This is a genomic window from Micromonospora yasonensis (genome assembly GCF_026013475.1).
Classification (GTDB): Bacteria; Actinomycetota; Actinomycetes; order Mycobacteriales; family Micromonosporaceae; genus Micromonospora; species Micromonospora yasonensis.
In genome coordinates this window covers 1-17,332 of the sequence record NZ_JAPDPH010000150.1, presented here as the reverse complement: position 1 = coordinate 17,332, position 17,332 = coordinate 1, and the positions used below count along the sequence as shown (strand labels likewise).

Annotated in this window: 14 protein-coding genes and 2 pseudogenes; 6 read left to right on the top strand and 10 right to left on the bottom strand. The window is 71.7% G+C overall.

What is annotated here, in order from left to right:
• Nucleotides 1–455: 455 nt before the first annotated feature.
• The 4 genes from ONA70_RS25220 to mshC all read left to right on the top strand — a co-directional run bounded on the left by ONA70_RS25220 (nt 456) and on the right by mshC (nt 4,040).
• Nucleotides 456–1,169 (top strand): histidine phosphatase family protein, encoded by a 714-nt coding sequence (locus ONA70_RS25220; protein WP_265008969.1) that lies wholly within the window; start codon nt 456–458, stop codon nt 1,167–1,169.
• Nucleotides 1,170–1,340: 171 nt separating this feature from the next.
• Nucleotides 1,341–1,919 carry a DUF3090 domain-containing protein gene (locus ONA70_RS25215; protein ID WP_265008968.1) on the top strand — a complete coding sequence of 193 codons (579 nt, stop codon included), beginning with the start codon at nt 1,341–1,343 and terminating at the stop codon, nt 1,917–1,919.
• Nucleotides 1,916–2,734 carry an SCO1664 family protein gene (locus ONA70_RS25210; protein ID WP_265008967.1) on the top strand — a complete coding sequence of 273 codons (819 nt, stop codon included), beginning with the start codon at nt 1,916–1,918 and terminating at the stop codon, nt 2,732–2,734. Before ONA70_RS25215 ends, ONA70_RS25210 begins: the two co-directional genes overlap by 4 nt.
• A 67-nt stretch (nt 2,735–2,801) precedes the next feature.
• Nucleotides 2,802–4,040, top strand: a complete 1,239-nt coding sequence (gene mshC, locus ONA70_RS25205; RefSeq protein ID WP_265008966.1) for a cysteine--1-D-myo-inosityl 2-amino-2-deoxy-alpha-D-glucopyranoside ligase — start codon at nt 2,802–2,804, stop codon at nt 4,038–4,040.
• A gap of 162 nt (nt 4,041–4,202) precedes the next feature.
• Here the strand turns inward: mshC and ONA70_RS25200 are convergent, their stop codons facing one another.
• Both ONA70_RS25200 and ONA70_RS25195 read right to left on the bottom strand, forming a co-directional pair.
• Nucleotides 4,203–4,994, bottom strand: coding sequence for a GntR family transcriptional regulator (locus tag ONA70_RS25200; RefSeq protein WP_265008965.1), 792 nt, complete (start codon nt 4,992–4,994; stop codon nt 4,203–4,205).
• 115 nt (nt 4,995–5,109) lie between these two features.
• On the bottom strand, nt 5,110–5,979 hold the full coding sequence (locus ONA70_RS25195; RefSeq protein ID WP_265008964.1) for a PAC2 family protein: 870 nt from the start codon (nt 5,977–5,979) through the stop codon (nt 5,110–5,112).
• Nucleotides 5,980–6,240: 261 nt separating this feature from the next.
• Between ONA70_RS25195 and metH the strand changes: the two genes are divergently transcribed.
• Nucleotides 6,241–9,756: a methionine synthase gene (gene metH / locus ONA70_RS25190; protein ID WP_265008963.1), complete on the top strand. Its 3,516-nt coding sequence runs from the start codon at nt 6,241–6,243 to the stop codon at nt 9,754–9,756.
• 46 nt (nt 9,757–9,802) lie between these two features.
• Here the strand turns inward: metH and ONA70_RS37140 are convergent.
• From ONA70_RS37140 to ONA70_RS25170, 5 genes and pseudogenes are all read right to left on the bottom strand, one after another.
• Nucleotides 9,803–10,047, bottom strand: a pseudogene (locus ONA70_RS37140) (tyrosine-type recombinase/integrase); the annotation flags it as partial.
• Nucleotides 10,048–10,476: 429 nt separating this feature from the next.
• The gene (locus ONA70_RS25185; RefSeq protein ID WP_265008962.1) at nt 10,477–11,778 is read right to left on the bottom strand and encodes a low temperature requirement protein A; all 1,302 of its coding nucleotides are present in this window, start codon (nt 11,776–11,778) and stop codon (nt 10,477–10,479) included.
• A 1,075-nt stretch (nt 11,779–12,853) separates the two neighbouring features.
• Nucleotides 12,854–13,513 (bottom strand): DNA alkylation repair protein, encoded by a 660-nt coding sequence (locus ONA70_RS25180; protein ID WP_406601240.1) that lies wholly within the window; start codon nt 13,511–13,513, stop codon nt 12,854–12,856.
• A 90-nt stretch (nt 13,514–13,603) separates the two neighbouring features.
• Nucleotides 13,604–13,792: a hypothetical protein gene (locus ONA70_RS25175; protein WP_265008960.1), complete on the bottom strand. Its 189-nt coding sequence runs from the start codon at nt 13,790–13,792 to the stop codon at nt 13,604–13,606.
• 261 nt (nt 13,793–14,053) lie between these two features.
• A complete protein-coding gene (locus tag ONA70_RS25170; RefSeq protein ID WP_265008959.1) occupies nt 14,054–14,713 on the bottom strand; it encodes an HNH endonuclease family protein in 660 nt (219 codons plus the stop codon).
• A gap of 232 nt (nt 14,714–14,945) precedes the next feature.
• Between ONA70_RS25170 and ONA70_RS25165 the strand changes: the two genes are divergently transcribed.
• Nucleotides 14,946–15,125, top strand: a complete 180-nt coding sequence (locus ONA70_RS25165) for a hypothetical protein (RefSeq protein WP_265008958.1) — start codon at nt 14,946–14,948, stop codon at nt 15,123–15,125.
• Nucleotides 15,126–15,141: 16 nt separating this feature from the next.
• Here ONA70_RS25165 and ONA70_RS25160 read toward each other — a convergent pair whose 3' ends face one another.
• The 3 genes and pseudogenes from ONA70_RS25160 to ONA70_RS25150 all read right to left on the bottom strand — a co-directional run.
• The gene (locus tag ONA70_RS25160; protein WP_265008957.1) at nt 15,142–16,389 is read right to left on the bottom strand and encodes an RNA polymerase sigma factor; all 1,248 of its coding nucleotides are present in this window, start codon (nt 16,387–16,389) and stop codon (nt 15,142–15,144) included.
• A gap of 3 nt (nt 16,390–16,392) precedes the next feature.
• Nucleotides 16,393–16,794, bottom strand: coding sequence for a YciI family protein (locus ONA70_RS25155; RefSeq protein ID WP_265008956.1), 402 nt, complete (start codon nt 16,792–16,794; stop codon nt 16,393–16,395).
• A 90-nt stretch (nt 16,795–16,884) separates the two neighbouring features.
• Nucleotides 16,885–17,332: pseudogene (locus ONA70_RS25150) on the bottom strand (hypothetical protein); the annotation flags it as partial.

Sequence of the window (17,332 nt, the reverse complement as noted above, 5' to 3'; positions counted from 1 at the left end):
TGGGCGGCCAGGCCACCGAGGCGGGGCCCCCGGTCAGTGGAACACCATGGGTGTCACCGGAACCGGGAGACAGCCATGACGTTCCACTCACCGCAGACAACCGCGCCAAGAACCGATAACCCACTCACGGCAGCCAACCGCGCCGAGACCCCGACAAACCACCCACGGACCGCACAACCGCGCCGCCACCCCGCCGCAGCCGCCCGCAGCCAGCTTGATCCACTCAGCATCCCGCGAACGCGACCCATCCGGGCTCCGCGACAGCCCCACCCACCGCACGGAATGACCAGGACCGCCGACACACCCACCCCAACGCCGACAGGCGCGAACACCCGCGCAACTTCCCCGAAACTGCTGCCTCCCGCCGTGAAGAGGCAGCACTTTCCCCGAACTTGCGCGGCCCCTGAGGACGGGACGGGCGGCGTGCGCCGCGGCCGTGACAGTGACCACCTAGGGTGGTCATCGTGGGGACCCTTCTGCTTCTGCGGCACGGCCGGACCACCGCGAACGCCGACGGCGGCCTGGCCGGCCGGCAGCCGGTCGAGCTGGACGAGACCGGTCGGGCCCAGGCCGCGGCGGTCGGCGAGCGGCTCAAGGGGTTGCCCCTCGCGGCGGTGGTGACCAGCCCGCTGATCCGCTGCCGGCAGACCCTCGCGCTGGCCCTGCCCGAGGCCGAGCCGGTCGTCGAGGAGGGGCTGATCGAGTGCGGGTACGGCAGTTGGGAAGGGCAGCCGCTGAAGAAGCTGGCGAAGGAGCCGCTGTGGCCGGTGGTTCAACAGCACCCGAGCGCCGCCGTCTTTCCCGAGGGGGAGTCGATGGCGGCGATGTCGGCGCGGGCGGTGGCGGCGGTACGCGCCTGGGACGCCCGGATCTCCGCCGAACACGGGCCGGAGGCGGTGTGGCTGGCGTGCAGCCACGGCGATGTGATCAAGGCCATCGTGGCGGACGCGCTCGGCGTACACCTTGACCTGTTCCAGCGGATCGTGGCCGACCCGGCGTCGGTGACGGCGATCCGCTACACGCCGCTGCGGCCGTTTCTGGTCCGGCTCAACGACACCGGCGGCGACCTGGCCGGCCTGGTGCCGCCGCCACGCAAGCGGCGCCGGCGGGCGGCCCGGACGACCGACTCCGACGCCGCGGTGGGCGGCGGCGCGGGGGCGGCCCGGTGAGCGCGAGGAGTGAGCCGGTTTTGCGAGCCCCGCAGTCGCGAACTGAGGTGAATCGGTGAGCCGCTACCCCACACCCGGGAGCCGTCCCGCCGGGCTCCGGCGTTTCGCCCTGGGCGGATTCGGCGTCGGTGGGCTGCGCGGCGCTCCCACCCTCCGGATAGGGTCGTGGGTATGACCCACCAGGTCCACGCCTTCGAGCCGCCGGAGCGGTTCGTCGCCGGAACCGTCGGCCCGCCGGGGGAGCGTACGTTCTTCCTCCAGGCGCGCGGCGGCGGCCGGCTGGTCAGCGTCGCGTTGGAGAAGGTCCAGGTGTCCCTGCTCGCCGAGAAGCTGGAGGAGCTGCTCTCCGAGGCGCAGCGCCGGTTCGGCGTCGAGCTGCCGGAGGCCGCCCCGGCCGCGAGCGACAACGACCCGCTGGACACGCCGGTCGACGAGGAGTTCCGGGTCGGCACGCTGGGCCTGGCCTTCGACGTGGACAGCGCGACCGTGGTGATCGAGGCGATCGCCGTCGGCGAGACGGAGGCCGAGGTCGCGCTGGGCGACGCCGACGACGACGGGGATGAGGATCCGGACGAGCCGGACGACGACCTCGACCGACTCCGCGTCCGGCTGACCCCCGAGGCGACCCGCGCCTTCATCGAGCGGGCCCGCCGGGTGGTCAACGCCGGGCGCCCGCCCTGCCCGCTGTGCGGCCAGCCGTTGGACCCGGCGGGCCACCTCTGCCCGCGGCACAACGGTTATCACCGGTGACCTCGTCGGAACTCCAGCCCCGACAGGACGGCGCCGCCGCGTTGCGCCTGCTCTGCGACGGCGAGCTCGACCTGGAGGGGCGGCTGGTCGACGCTTCCAACACCACCCTGCGCGGCATCCTCACCCTGGACGGGATGACGGCCCGCTGCGTCTACAAGCCGGTGCGCGGTGAGCGGCCGCTCTGGGACTTCCCGGACGGCACGCTCGCCGGCCGGGAGGTGTCCGCGTACCTGGTCTCCAAGGCCACCGGCTGGGACATGGTGCCGCCGACCGTGCTGCGCGACGGCCCGTTCGGGCCGGGCTCGTGTCAGCTCTGGATCGACGAGCCGGAGGACGCGGAGCCGCTGGTCGGTTTCGTGCCCGCGGAGACGGTGCCGCCGCGCTGGTTCCCGGTCGCGGCGGCCCGGGACGACGACGGGGCCCCGTACGCCCTCGCGCACGCCGACGACCCGCGCCTGGCCCGCCTCGCCGTGCTCGACGCCGTGATCAACAACGCGGACCGCAAGGGCGGCCACGTCATCGTCGGACCGGACGACCGGATCTACGGCGTCGACCACGGGGTCTGCTTCCACGTCGAGGAGAAGCTGCGTACGGTCCTCTGGGGCTGGGCCGGCCGGCAGTTGCCCCTGGACGTGGTGGAGATGCTCGACGGGCTGGCCGGCCAGCTCGCCGGCGCCCTCGGCGACGAGCTCGCCGAGCACCTGACCATCAGCGAGGTCGCCGAGCTGGCGGCCCGGGTGGAGCGGCTGCGCGAGACCGGCCGGTTCCCGTTGCCCCCGCAGGACTGGCCGGCGATGCCCTGGCCGCCCATGTGATCCGCTGTCGCCTTGATCACCCGGGGGATCGCAGCCGAGCCCCTGACGGATCGTTAGGCTGGCGGTCATGGAGTCTTGGGCGGGACACGAGGTGCCACGGCTGCCGGGTTCGGGCGAGCCACTGAGGTTGTACGACTCGGCGCGGCAAGGTGTCCACCTCAGCCGGCCCGACGGTACCGCCACCATGTACGTCTGCGGCATCACCCCGTACGACGCCACCCACCTGGGTCACGCCGCCACCATGATCACCTTTGATCTGGTGCAGCGGATGTGGCGGGACGCCGGCCTGACCGTGCGGTACGTGCAGAACGTCACCGACATCGACGATCCGCTGCTGGAGCGGGCCGAGCGCGACGGCGAGGACTGGAAGGTCCTGGCGATGCGGGAGACCGCGTTGTTCCGCGAGGACATGGAGGCGCTGCGGATCATCCCGCCGGCGCACTACGTCGGCGCGGTCGAGTCGATCCCGGACATCGCCGAGAAGGTGCTGGTCCTGCTCAAGGACGGCGCCGCGTACCGGCTCGACGACGGCACCGGCGACGTCTACTTCGACATCAGCGCCGCCCCGGAGTTCGGCTACGAGTCCAACCTGTCCCGCGACGAGATGCTGGAGATCTTCCCGGAGCGCGGCGGCGACCCGGACCGCGCCGGCAAGCGCGACCCGCTCGACCCGTTGCTGTGGCGGGGCGCCCGGGTGGGCGAGCCGTCGTGGCCCGGCGGCGAGCTCGGCCCCGGCCGGCCCGGCTGGCACATCGAGTGCGCCGTGATCGCGCTGAACCTGCTCGGCGACCGGCTCTCCGTGCAGGGCGGCGGCAACGACCTGCTCTTCCCGCACCACGAGTGCTCGGCGGCGCACGCCGAGCGGCTCACCGGCCAGGCGCCGTTCGCCGACCACTACATGCACGCCGGGATGATCGGCCTGGACGGCGAGAAGATGTCGAAGTCGCGGGGCAACCTGGTCTTCGTCTCCCGGCTGCGGGCGGACCGGGTGGACCCGATGGCGGTCCGGCTGGCCCTGATCAGTGGGCACTACCGCACCGACCGCTCGTGGACCCACGAGCTGCTCACCGTCGCCGAGGAGCGGCTGGCCCGCTGGCGCCGGGCCGCCGCCGCCCCGGCCGGCCCCGCCGGGGACGAGCTGCTGGCCGGGGTACGCGCCCGCCTCGCCGACGACCTCGACACGGCCGGCGCCCTCGCGCTGGCCGACGCCTGGGCCGGGCAGGCCCTCGCCGGTGTCGCCGACGACGCGGGAGCCCCGAAGCTCTTCGCCGACACCGTCGACGCCCTCCTCGGCATCCGCCTCTGACCCACGCCCCGCCAACCCCGACCACCGGGCCGCCCGCCCCCAGGCGGACAAGATCGTGCTCGATCCCGGAAGTGGTGGCCTCGCCCCGCCGGGGAGACCACTACTTCCGTGTTCGAGCGTGCGCAACACCGGGCGCCCGCCTCGGGGCGGCCGCGGGCGCGGTCAGCCGAGGACGAGGCCGGGGTCGGGGTCGGGGTCCTCGGCCGGGGCGGGGATCTTGTACTCCTCCGTGAGGGTGGTCATCGGGCCGGGCCAGGTGGCCTGGGCGACCTCGATCGGCTTGTGCCGTTCGTCGTACGCGACGTGCAGCAGGTGCAGCACCGGGGTGTCGGGGCGGATCTGTAGCGTCTCCGCCTCCTCCCGGCTGGGCTGGCGGGCGCTGATCGTGTCGGTCGCGGTGACGTAGCGCCGGCCGATGGCCTCCTCGGCCTCCTGGTAGAGCGGGCGGCCGAACGCCTCGGCCCGTTCCAGCGAGGTGCCGGCGGTGTCGGCCGGCAGGAACCAGGAGGCGCCGACCTCGACCGGCGACTCGTCGGTGCGGACCAGGTGCTGCCGGCAGTGCAGCTCGGTGCCGTCGGGCACCCCGAACGCGTCGGCCACCTCGGGCGGCGCGGGGGAGCGGCCGACGGAGACCAGCTGCTGCTTGTACCGGGCGGCCAGGTCGGTGTGGTAGCCGCGGAAACCGCCGTAGCGGCCCCGGGAGAGCCGGTTGAGCCGGCGCCGGGTGCCCCGGACGTACGTACCGGAGCCGGGCTTGGTGATCAGGATGCCCTCGACCCGCAGCTGGTCGACGGCGCGCTGCACGGTCTGCTTCGCCACGCCGAACATCTCGGCGATGGCCGGGATGGACGGCAGTCGTTCTCCCGGCGCCCAGTCGCCCCGGCGGACCTGGGCCTTGAGCTGCGCGGCGATCTGCCGGTGCGGGAACTCGGCCGCACCCGGGTTGATCTGCATGCCCGCCTCCTCGTGGACAGCTAGGTTCCTAGGATGGCCTAGAGGCGGTGACCTCGCCACCCCGACACACGAAGACCGGGCCCTCGGGAGGACCCGGTCTTCGTGCGGCAGAGAGCTACCAGGAGCCGGCGGTCGGGCCGGCGGAGCCGCCGCGGCGGCGCAGGTACTTCTCGAACTCCTGGGCGATCTCGTCCCCGGTCAGCGGGGTGATGCCGGCGTCGCCGACCCGCTCCTCCAGTTCGCGGACGTACTCGCCCAGCTCGGCGTCCTGCTCGGCGGCGCTGCGCACCCGCTGCTCCCACTCCGCGGCCTCCTCGGCGAGGTCGGCCATCGGCACCGGCAGGTCGAGCACCTCCTCGACCCGGTGCAGCAGCGCCAAGGTGGCCTTGGGACAGGGCGGGTTGTTGGCGTAGTGCGGCACGTGCACCCAGAAGGACACCGCATCGACCTCGGCCCGGGCGCAGGCGTCGTGCAGCACGCCGACGATGCCGGTCGGGCCGTCGTAACGGGTGGGGGTGAGCTGGTAGCGCTTGGCCGCGTCGGCGTCCGACGCGCTGCCGCTGATCGGCAGCGGCCGGGTGTACGGCACGTCGGCCAGCAGGGCGCCGAGCAGCACCACCCGCTCGACCTCCAGGCTGTGGCAGATCTCCAGCACCTGCTCGCAGAAGGTCCGCCAGCGCATGCTCGGCTCGATGCCGCGGATCAGCACCACGTCCCGCTCGGTGCCGGCCGGGCTGGCGACCATGAAGCGCGTGGTCGGCCACTCCACCCGGCGGGTCTCGCCGTCAGCCATGGTGATGGTCGGCCGGCTCACCTGGAAGTCGTAGAAGTCCTCCGGGTCCAGCTCGGTCACCTGCCGGGCCTGCCAGACCTGCTCCAGGTGTTCCACGGCGGCGGTGGAGGCGTCCGCGGCGTCGTTCCAGCCTTCGAAGGCCGCGATGGCGACCGGGGACCGCAGCACGGGCAGCCCGTCGAACTCGGTCACGCCGTCACCTCCCCACCTCGTCGGGAGCGGCCCCGGGTCTCCCGCCCGGGCGTCCGCCCGCCGTGCACGGTCGCGTCCCTGATGTCCTTCACGTCCGCCAGCCTACGTGCCGCCGTGGGATGCGGCCCGTCGGCCGCGCCGGTCGAGGAGGCCGACCACCCGGATGAAACGGACGAACGATGCACAGTGATCCGGCTGACAGTATGTGGGAACCCGTGGGTGCCCCGACCCGGTTCCGCGTTGCGGCACTAACCTGGCTCTGTGCGGACTTCGTTGCTGGATGCGCTGGCGGACCGGATCCTCATCGCCGACGGGGCGATGGGGACGATGCTCCACGCGGCCGACCTGACCCTGGACGACTTCGACGGCCTCGAGGGCTGCAACGAGATCCTCAACGTCACCCGGCCGGACGTGGTCCGGGGAGTGCACGAGGCGTACCTGGCCGCCGGCGCGGACTGCGTGGAGACGAACACCTTCGGCGCGAACCTGCCGAACCTCGCCGAGTACGGCATCGCGGGGCGGATCCGCGAGCTCTCCGAGGCGGCCGCACGGCTGGCCCGGGCGGCGGCCGACGCGTACGCCACGCCGGAACAGCCGCGCTTCGTGCTCGGCTCGATGGGGCCGGGCACCAAGCTGCCCACCCTCGGCCACACCGGCTACGCGTCGCTGCGGGACGCGTACCAGCAGAACGCCGGCGGCCTGATCGCCGGTGGGGCCGACGCGCTGATCGTCGAGACCTGCCAGGACCTGCTCCAGGTCAAGGCCGCGGTGGTCGGGTCGAAGCGGGCCCGGGCCGAGCTGGGCCGGGACGTCCCGATCATCTGCCAGGTCGCCATGGAGACCACCGGCACCATGCTGCTGGGCAGCGAGATCGGCGCCGCGCTCACCGCGATCGAGCCGCTCGGCGTCGACCTGATCGGGCTCAACTGCTCCACCGGGCCGGCCGAGATGGGCGAGCACCTGCGCTACCTGTCCCGGCACTCGCGGATCCCGATCTCGGTGATGCCCAACGCCGGCCTGCCCGTGCTGACCGCCGACGGGGCGTACTTCCCGCTGACCCCGGTGGAGCTGGCCGACGCCTTGGAGCGGTTCGTCGCCGACTACGGCGTCGCCCTGGTCGGCGGCTGCTGCGGCACCACCCCCGAGCACGTCCGGGTGCTGGTGGAGCGGCTGCGCGGCACCCGGCCGGCGGCCCGCGAGCCGGAGCCGGAGCCGGGGGTCTCCTCGATCTACCACCACGTGCCGTTCGCCCAGGACGCCAGCGTCCTGATGGTGGGGGAGCGGACCAACGCCAACGGCTCCAAGGCCTTCCGCGAGGCCATGCTGGCCGCCGACTGGCAGGCCTGCGTGGAGATCGCCCGCAGCCAGGCCCGGGACGGCTCGCATCTGCTCGACCTCTGCGTCGACTACGTCGGCCGGGACGGCACCACCGACATGCGGGAACTGGCCGGCCGGTTCGCCACCGCCTCCACCCTGCCGATCATGCTGGACTCGACCGAGCCGGCGGTGGTCGAGGCCGGGCTGGAGATGCTCGGCGGGCGCTGCGTGGTCAACTCGGTCAACTTCGAGGACGGCGACGGCCCGGACTCCCGCTACGCCCGGGTCATGCCGGTGGTCCGGGAGCACGGCGCCGCCGTGGTCGCCCTGCTCATCGACGAGGAGGGCCAGGCCCGCACCAGGGACTGGAAGGTGCGCGTCGCGGCCCGGCTGATCGAGGACCTGACCGGCCGGTGGGGGATGCGCCGGGAGGACATCCTCATCGACGCGCTGACCTTCCCGATCGCCACCGGCCAGGAGGAGACCCGCCGCGACGGCATCGAGACCATCGAGGCGATCCGGGAGATTGCCACCCGGTACCCGGGAGTCAACTTCACCCTCGGCATCTCCAACGTTTCCTTCGGGCTCAACCCGGCCGCCCGGCAGGTGCTCAACTCGGTCTTCCTGCACGAGTGCATGCAGGCCGGCCTCACGTCGGCGATCGTGCACGCCAGCAAGATCCTGCCGATGTCGAAGATCCCCGACGAGCAGCGCGAGGCGGCCCTCGACCTGGTCTACGACCGCCGCCGCGAGGGGTACGACCCGGTGCAGCGGTTCATCGAGATCTTCGAGGGCGTCGACGCCGCCTCCGCCCGGGCCACCCGGGCCGAGGAACTGGCCGCGCTGCCGCTGGAGGAGCGGCTCAAGCGGCGGATCATCGACGGCGAGCGCAACGGCCTGGAGGCCGACCTGGACACCGCGATGGCCGAGGGGCGCACACCGCTGTCCATCATCAACGACCTGCTGCTGGACGGCATGAAGGTGGTCGGCGAGCTGTTCGGCTCCGGCCAGATGCAGCTGCCGTTCGTGCTCCAGTCCGCCGAGGTGATGAAGACCGCGGTGGCGTACCTGGAACCGCACATGGAGAAGGCCGACGACGGCGGCAAGGGCAGAATTGTCCTTGCCACCGTCAAGGGCGACGTGCACGACATCGGCAAGAACCTGGTCGACATCATCCTGTCCAACAACGGCTACGAGGTCGTGAACATCGGCATCAAGCAGCCGATCACCGCGATCCTGGACGCGGCCGAGGAGCACCGGGCCGACGCGATCGGCATGTCCGGGCTGCTGGTCAAGAGCACGGTCATCATGAAGGAGAACCTGGCCGAGATGGCCTCCCGCGGGGTCGCCGAGCGCTGGCCGGTCCTGCTCGGCGGGGCGGCGCTCACCCGGGCGTACGTCGAGGACGACCTGCGGTCGCTGTTCCCCGGCCAGGTGCACTACGCCCGCGACGCGTTCGAGGGACTCTCCCTGATGGACCGGGTGATGGCGGCCAAGCGGGGCGGCGCCCCGATGGTGGACCCGGAGCGGGAGGCCGCGCTGGCGGCCCGCCGCGAGCGGCGGGAGCGGCAGCGGACCCTGGTCCGTGAGGCGCTGCCCGAACTGGACGACGCCTCGGTCCGCTCCGACGTGGCCACCGACGTGGCCGTGCCCGCCCCGCCGTTCTTCGGCACCCGGGTGGTCAAGGGGGTGCCCCTGGCGGACTACGCGGCGCTGCTGGACGAGCGGGCCACCTTCCTCGGCCAGTGGGGGCTGCGCGGGGCCCGAGGCGGTAAGGGACCGTCGTACGAGGAGCTGGTGGAGACCGAGGGCCGGCCGCGGCTGCGCTACTGGCTGGACCGGCTCACCGCCGACCAGGTCCTCGAGGCGGCCGTGGTGTACGGCTACTTCCCGGCGTACTCCGAGGGCAACGACCTGGTGGTGCTGGACGAGCAGGGGCGGCGCGAGCGGGCCCGGTTCTCCTTCCCACGGCAGCGGCAGGAGCGGCGGCTCTGCCTGGCCGACTTCTTCCGGCCCAAGGGCGATGAGCTGGACGTGGTGGCGGTGCAGTTGGTCACCGTCGGCCAGCCGATCAGCGAGTACACGGCGAAGATGTTCGCCGGCAACGAGTACCGCGACTACCTGGAGGTGCACGGCCTGTCGGTGCAGCTCACCGAGGCGCTCGCCGAGTACTGGCACCGGCGGATCCGCTCCGAGCTGACCCTGCCGGGCGGGCGTACCGTCGCCGACGACGACCCGGCCGACCTGGCCGGCCTGCTGCGCACCGACTACCGGGGCTGCCGGTACGCGTTCGGCTACCCGGCCTGCCCCGACCTGGAGGACCGGGCGAAGATCGTGGAGCTGCTGGGCGCGGAGCGGATCGGGGTGCAGCTGTCCGAGGAGTTCCAGCTGGTGCCGGAGCAGGCGACCGACGCGATCGTGGTCCACCACCCGGAGGCGAACTACTTCAACGCCAAGTGACGCCGTCACAAGCCCTGGGCTGCGCAAACACCATCCGGCTACCTGGCTAGGCCGTCGCCAGGCCGTCGCGGGTGTCCGGTCCGTGGCCGAAGGCCGCGTCGATCGCGCGGCGGGTGCGGTCCTCGCTGCTCGGCAGTAGGTGGGTGTAGACCCGCAGGGTGAAGCCGGGGTCGGCGTGGCCGAGGTACAGGACAGGGCTTTGATGCTCTCGCCCGCGTCGAGCAGCACCGAGGCGTACGTGTGGCGCAGAACGTGCATCCCGTTCTGCCGGCTGTCCTCGATGCCAGCCGCCTGATAACGGCACCACCTTGCCGGCACGTACCGGGGAGCCCGCACTGTCTTGACGGCGCACGGGTTGCTGACCACCTTTCGGTCGTCCGCCGCGTTCAGGATCATCGACATTTCGTTGAAGAGGTTTCGGCGGTAACTGGCCGCCATGCCCGAGTCTTGTGCTGCTTGCCCCAAGCCCGGATCGTCGCCGGCTGGATCGAGGCGAGCGGCATGGTGGTGGCGGCGCATCGCCGAGCGCTGAGCGACCGCCGGAAGGTGCTGGCGAGTTGTGCCCGATGCGTGCCTGATCCAACGGTCAACACGGGCCAACAGCGGGACATACACAGCCTCAACCTGAATGCCCCGTGCTTATGAGCCCGTTGGTGCTGCTACTCAAGGTGTAGATCAATCCGATTCCCAAGCTGGCGGTTAGGGCGGCGCCGGCCCGATCTATGGGCCCTCTGGCCGAAAGCCCCCGGCTAAAGCGGCCTCGCGCAGTTCTTTACGCCGCTCGCCGGCGACGAGGACCTCCGTGATGACCAGGCTGGCACAGACAGCCGCCAGCAGGCCGAGCGCTACTACCGCCGAAAGTTGGCTGGCGGCCGGGATGAGCGCCACCAGCAGCGCTACGGTAATCAACCGCGGCCAGATGACCCGTCCGAGCAGGCGCGTGATCCGTAGTTGGAAGCCGGCGTGGGAGAGCAGGAACAGGGCTGCTCCACCGTAGAGGGCGTGGAGCCCCAGGCTCTCCAGTCGCGCGGCCGAATGGTGTAGTTCGTTGTCTTTGATGATCGCCACCACGTTGTGCAGTCCGAGGGCGAGCAGCATGATGCCGGCGATCATCGGCAGGTGCAGATAGCTGTAGGCGTCGCGGGCGTAGGCGACCCGGCGCTGGACGGAGTTCTGGCTTAGCGTCCGCTCGGCGGCGATCGCGACGACGTCGAAATAGGTCCAGCCCAATGCGGCGGCGGTGACGATGGCGAAGACGAGGGCCGCGATGAGCGATCCGGTCATCGGCACGCCGCTGCTCGTCAGGCCAACCGCTATGAGCGACTCGCCAAGGGCGACGAGCACGATGAGGCCGTGCCGCTCCGCCCAGTGCCGGGCCGAGATGATGTGCAACCCCCACGACCGCAGCAGCAGGGCGCGGACATAGTCGATGAGGATGGCGAGCATCCAGAGCCCGGTCTGGCCCGCCTTGACCAGCCACGGGTCGTGGAACAGTCGCTGCGGCACGACGGCGGCGGAGAACAGAAGGACGGAGGCGACAAACAACGGCGCGGTGATCAGCAGGACAATGCGCGGCCCCGTGTCTGGAATGGCGTACCAACGCAGCGCCAGATGCACCAGCCGAACGACCACGAAGCATGCGACGAACACCACTGGGCCGGAGATAGCCGCGCCCGGGAGGCCGGTGAATGCCTGCCGGACCGCCACCGCCATCACAAGGGTGACCACCGTCACAAACAGCAGCGCGATCCGGATCAGCCCGACCCGAGCTTGGAGGCTGTTGCCCAACCAGGCATAGATGGACCACGTCGACCACAACAGGGCCAGCGCAAGCATCCCGTTCAGCACGCCGTGACTGGTGAAGTCGTCGTCCATCAACGCAACGACCTGGATGAACCCGAGGACGAACACCAGATCGAAGAAGAGCTCGACGCTGGTTACGCCGACGCCCTCGCGTAGCGGTCGAATGCCGCGCGGCGCTCGCGCTGACTTGCTGTCGGACGCCCCGTCGTCCTCGCTCACCACACGACAGAGTGTGGCAGCCGGCCACACCGAAGATGCCCGAATCACTGATCGCGATCGACCTCGTCGCCGACGGACCCGCCGGACAGAGCGCCCAGAACTTACAACCGAGGGGTCGGAGGTTCCGGCTAGCCGCGGTCAGGGGTCACCGTCGGCGACGTCCAAGGGTGGGTAGGCCGCCGGAGACAACGCCGCGGATATAGCCCGGCAGCGCTCGCTTAGACGGAGCAGGCCGCTCGGCCTCCTGCTCGATCTGCTCGACCGTCTCCCACGTGCGCCGGATCTCCTCCGCCCGTTCGGCCTCTGTCAGCTCCCTCGCCCGCCGCTTCGCCATAGGCCGGATGCTATGCGTCGGTAGTCCCGAGGTCGATGGGCTCCGCGTGGGCTCCGCATGCCGGGCTTCACTTGACGCGTTACGGATCGGTGTCGGATGAGGCGTAACACCTCTGGCTAGACGATCTCCTCTGGGTTCGCCGGGATGGGAAGATGTCCACCGCCCTGGCCGAGCTGCGGGGCTGGTTGGCGGGGCATGAGTGAGCGCCAGCGAGTTTGGCGCATGGGCTTGGAGCTTCTGCGTGCCGGCGGCGAGGCGGCTCTCGCGCGTCAACCAGGACCAGGTCCAGGCCGTAGCCAGGCCGTCAGACGTGGACCAGCGGCGACCAACGAAGACCATCGACGCCAAGTGTTTGCGCAGCTCAGCGCCCGAGTTGGCCAGCTTCGCCCGACAGGCCGAGGGGCAGCGACAGTTCAACGCCAAGTGACGCCGTAACCTGGCTTGAGCTCCGCAAACGCGTAAGGCGCGGTCAGGTGCCAGGCGGATTCTGGCCGCGCCGCCATACCTCACCCTGGATGCCATGGCGCTCTGCCGCGTACCGCTCTTGCCTGGACCGGGCATCGCGGGCCGCAGCCGAGTCCTCCGGCGAGGAGAGCCGCTTCCGGTCTCGCCAGCCAACGAAGACGAACGCCGCGGTCAGTAGCACGGCGAACACCACGAGGGACACCACCACGGCTTCATGCCATCGACGCTACGATATGGGCGCCAGAGCGACCCCTCCGCCACCGTCGAGCCGACTTCCTACTTGTCGTGCTGTCGGCGCACCATCTCGGTGATCCAGATGGGCGCGTACGGAGACGTGCAGCCCGGGGAAGTCGGGTAGTCCTTGAGCACCGCCAGGCGCTCGCCGATGTCGATTGCGCGGGCGCGGTGCTCGGCGTGCTCGATTCCGATCTGAGCCAGGCAGTGGTTCATCGCCCACTGCAGGCGATCCGGGGCGTCTCTCATCTCCGCCTCGATGACGTCGAGCAGTCCTGCGAGGTCGAGGCCCTCGGGCTTCTTCGCCACGCGTTCGGTGGTCAGCGCCCAGCCGGCGCTCGCGACCACTGGATCCGGATCGGCGGACCAGGCCAGGCGCAGCTCTTCCGAGTGCGGGTTCTTCTTCACCACGTAGTTCACGAGCCAGTCGTGCACCTTGGGCGCGCGCGCCTCGCGCAACATGCCGTCCAACTCGTCACGCTCGAACGCCTTCGGGCGGCAGATCAGGATCGCCAGCAGTCTCGCCGCGGTGTCGTCCGTCGCCCAGAGTTGGCACGCGAGTTCCTGCTGCGTCTTCAGCCGCTTCGCGAGCGCGCGCAGCTTGCCGAGGTTCACGCCGTGGTCGTCACCGTGTTTCTCGTTCACCGCGCGTGCCTTCGGGTCCTCGAGCTCGGCCAGCTCGGCCATCACCTCGGCCACCATCGTCTCGGTCAGCGTCGTCTCGGCCACCTCAGCCTCCTGTCCGTCACGGCGAGATGCAGCCTACGGCGGAAGTCCGCCCAGCCGTACCCGTCACCTCGACGGCAGGCGACGGGCCGCCTCACCGTCCACGGTGCGCTCGCGCAGCCAGCGCTCGAACTTGACGGCGACGATCCGTTCGTCGTGCACGCCGGCCGCCTCGTCGGACGCCAGCCAGACGATCGGCGGCCCCATCACCGCCGGCTCCAGGAACCGGTGGCCCTCGGGTACGCGCCTGGCCACGCCGTGACGGATGTAGTCATGGGTTTGCCGGGCCGGGACGAGCTCACGATGGTCGACTGGGGTTCAAGCCGCACCAATTATCACGTTTTTGACCGTGTGGCCATTACTTCTTTTGGGCGCTGTATGGGCTGCCCTTCCTGCCGACTGTTGGTCTTTCAAGGTCAACTGTCGTCTCGATGACCAGCGTGGACGTGGTCGCGGCGTGTGGTGATCCTTGGCTAACCACCCCCACGACAACAAGCGCACCCGAGGGCGGGCCGGTCAGTACGCGTAGGTGACCGAGATGGTGACGTTGGGGCAGTTGTTGGCCCAGCTGGTCAGGGCGCTCTTCTCCGCGCTGTCGACGGTGAGCCGCCAGCGGATCTTCACCGCGACCCACTCGTTGAGGTAGCGGCAGCGGGCGGAGGCGTACGAGGGCATCCAGGTGGCGGGGTCCTGATCGCCCTTGGCCTGGTTGACGTTGTCGGTGACGGCGACGAGGGCCCGGCCGTCGCCCAGGTCGTTGGCGTACGCCTGCCGGCGGCTGGTGGTCCAGTTGCGGGCGCCGGAGTCCCAGGCCTCGGCCAGCGGGACCATGTGGTCGATGTCCAGGTCGCTGGTCAGCGTCCAGTAGGCGTTGTCGTAGTAGGAGTACCAGCGGCCGCCGGAGAGGGTACAGGTGCCGCTGATGGTGGGGTTGGTGGTGGCTTCGGCGATGAGGACCTCGTTGCGGGTGTTGCAGCCGTCGCCGTCCGCGTCGATCCAGTGCGGGAACAGGTCTCGGCTGTAGCCGGTGCGGACCTCGGTGGCGACGGGCAGGCCGGCGACGGCGGTGGTGAGGGAGGCGGAGTAGCTGGCGGCCCAGGCGGGCTGGGTGAGGCCCAGGGTGGCGGCCAGGATCGCGGCGAGGCTGATGGCCGTGGCGCGCAGGGTGCGGGTCATGGTGCTCCGTCCGAAACGGGGGATAGTGGTACCTATATAGATCAGCATGGAAGTAACGGTCTAGATCAATTTCCGTGAACGGCACGTGAGCCTCTGGCGTACGCTGGCCCTGTCCGACCGCGAGCCCCGGGTCGACCACGAGTCCCACCCCTCTCTGTTGCGCCGACGCAGCCTCGGAGATGCCGTGTCAGGCCATCGGGGTGAGCATGAGGAACGAGAAAGGGGGGCGGAGATGACCGAAAACCCGGCATCGAAGGTTCCGCCGGACCCGACCACGGCCGCGCCCACGCCGGCCGCTGCGCGTTCCGTCGAGCCGCCGAGCAGCCTGGAGCTGTGGGCCCGCGCGCTGGTGATGCACCGCTGCTTCGGCGAGGACGACGTGGAGCCGAACATCCTGCGCGGCCTCGACTGAGCGAGTCCCGTGCGGCTCAGCCAGCGGTGAGCGGGCCCAGCCGGGCCGCGCGAGCGTGCAGGTAGCGCTGCTGCGGCAGGTTCATCGACCGGTGCGCCGCCGCCAGGTACGCCGCCCGGGCCGCGTCCCGCTCCCCGGCCAGTTCCAGCAGGTGGGCGCGGGCCGCGTACCGGCGGGGGTCCTCGGCGACCCGCTGGTCGGTGGCGAGGTCGTCGAGCAGCGCCAACCCGGCGTGCGGACCGCGCGCCATGGCCACCGCCACCGCGTGGTTGAGCCGGACCACCGGGTTGTCCGCGAGGCTCAGCAGCACCTCGTACAGGGCCACGACCTGCGGCCAGTCGGTGGCCTCGACGCTGGGCGCCTCGTCGTGCAGGGCGGCGATGGCCGCCTGGAGCTGGTACGCCCCGACCGGGCCGCGGGGCAGCGCCGCGTCAACCAGCCGGGTCCCCTCGGCGATCTGCTCGCCCCGCCACCGCCGCCGGTCCTGCTCGGCCATCGGCACCAGCGCCCCGTCCGGCCCGGTCCGGGCCGGCGTCCGCGCGTCGGTGAGCAGCATCAACGCCAGCAGCCCGGTCACCTCGGGATGGTCGGTGAGCCGGTGCAGCAGCCGGGTCAGCCGGATCGCCTCGGCGCACAGGTCCGCCCGGTGCAGGTGTTCCCCGGCGGTGCTCGCGTACCCCTCGTTGAAGATCAGGTAGAGCACGTGCAGCACGGCATCCAGCCGGGCGGCCCGCTCCGGGCCGGCGGGCAGGGCGAACGGTAGGCCGCTGTCCCGGATGCGCTGCTTGGCCCGGCTGATCCGCCGGGTCATGGTGCCCTCCGGCACCAGGAACGCCCGGGCCACCTCGGCGGTGCTCAGCCCGCCGACCGCGCGCAGCGTCAGCGCGATCTGCCCGGCCGGTGGCAGCGACGGGTGGCAGCAGAGGAAGAGCAGGATCAGCGTGTCGTCGGCGTCGTCCGGCGGGTGGTCGGCCGGCGGGGCCAGCCACCGGTCCGGTGGCGTCCGGCGGGCCACGACGTCCTCGCGGCGGCGCCGGGCCTGCTCGGCGCGGAGCAGGTCGGTCAACCGGCGGGAGGCCACGGTGATCAGCCAGGCCCTCGGGTCGTCGGGCAGGCCCGTGTCGGGCCAGCGGGTGGCGGCGGCGAGCAGTGCCTCCTGGGTGGCGTCCTCGGCGGTGTCGAAGTGCCCGTACCGGCGGACCAGCGCGCCGAGGACCTGCGGCGCCAGTTCGCGCAGCAGGTCCTCGACGCCACCGTCGGCCACCGGTCAGCCCTGGAGGTCCTCGAATCCGTTCACCACCGGGCGCACGTCCACGTACTCACCCTCGGCGTCCGGGTTGACGAACCGGGCGGCGATCTCGGTCGCCCGGTCGAAGCTGGCGCACTCGACGAGCGTGTAGCCGGCCAGCACCTCCTGGGTCTCGGCGTACGGGCCGTCGGTGACCACCGGCGCCCCGCCGTGCAGCCGGACCCGCCGGGCGTGCACCGGCGCGGTCAGCCCCTGCGCGTCGACCAGTTCCCCGGTCTCGGCCAGCTCCTTGTGGATCGACTCCATGTGCGCGTGCATCGCCGCGATCTGCTCGGGACTCATCGGCGGCCGGTCGCCGGGCGCCCCGGCCAGCATGTCGTAGTCCTGCTGGCTGCCGTAGAGCATGATCAGGTACTTCACGATGTCTCCTCTCGGCCGGCGCCCGACGGCGCCGTTCACCCGGGACGTCGGAGCCGATCAGCCGCGCCGGACACCCAGCCTAGGGCCGGCTCAGCCGACCTGGGCGGAGCCGAGCAGCGTGGCGGTGGGCAGCCGCAGGGTCCCGTCGGCGTCCCGGTAGGCAGCGCTGAGCCGGTCGTACTCCCGCCGGATCCGCTCCCGCACCACGGCCGGCTGCCGCTGCACCACCAGGCCGACGCTGCCGATGCCCGCCGCCGGGCCGGCCCACCAGTCCGCCGGGTCGGCGTGGTGCACCCAGGTCAGCGTCGCGCACCGGACGTCGGTCAGCCCCGCCGCGGTCAGCAGCCCGGCCAGGCCGGCCTCGGTGCGCGGGAAGTCTTGCTCGGGCGCCAGCCGGGGCAGGTCGTCCGGGGTCGGCGCGCCGGCGGCGGCGACCGCCTCGCCCCAGAGCCGTTGCAGCGGCGGGGGGGGGGGGGGCCCCCGGGCGGGGAACGCCCCGGGCCGCCGGGTCCGCGGGGCGCACCCCCCCATGCGGGCC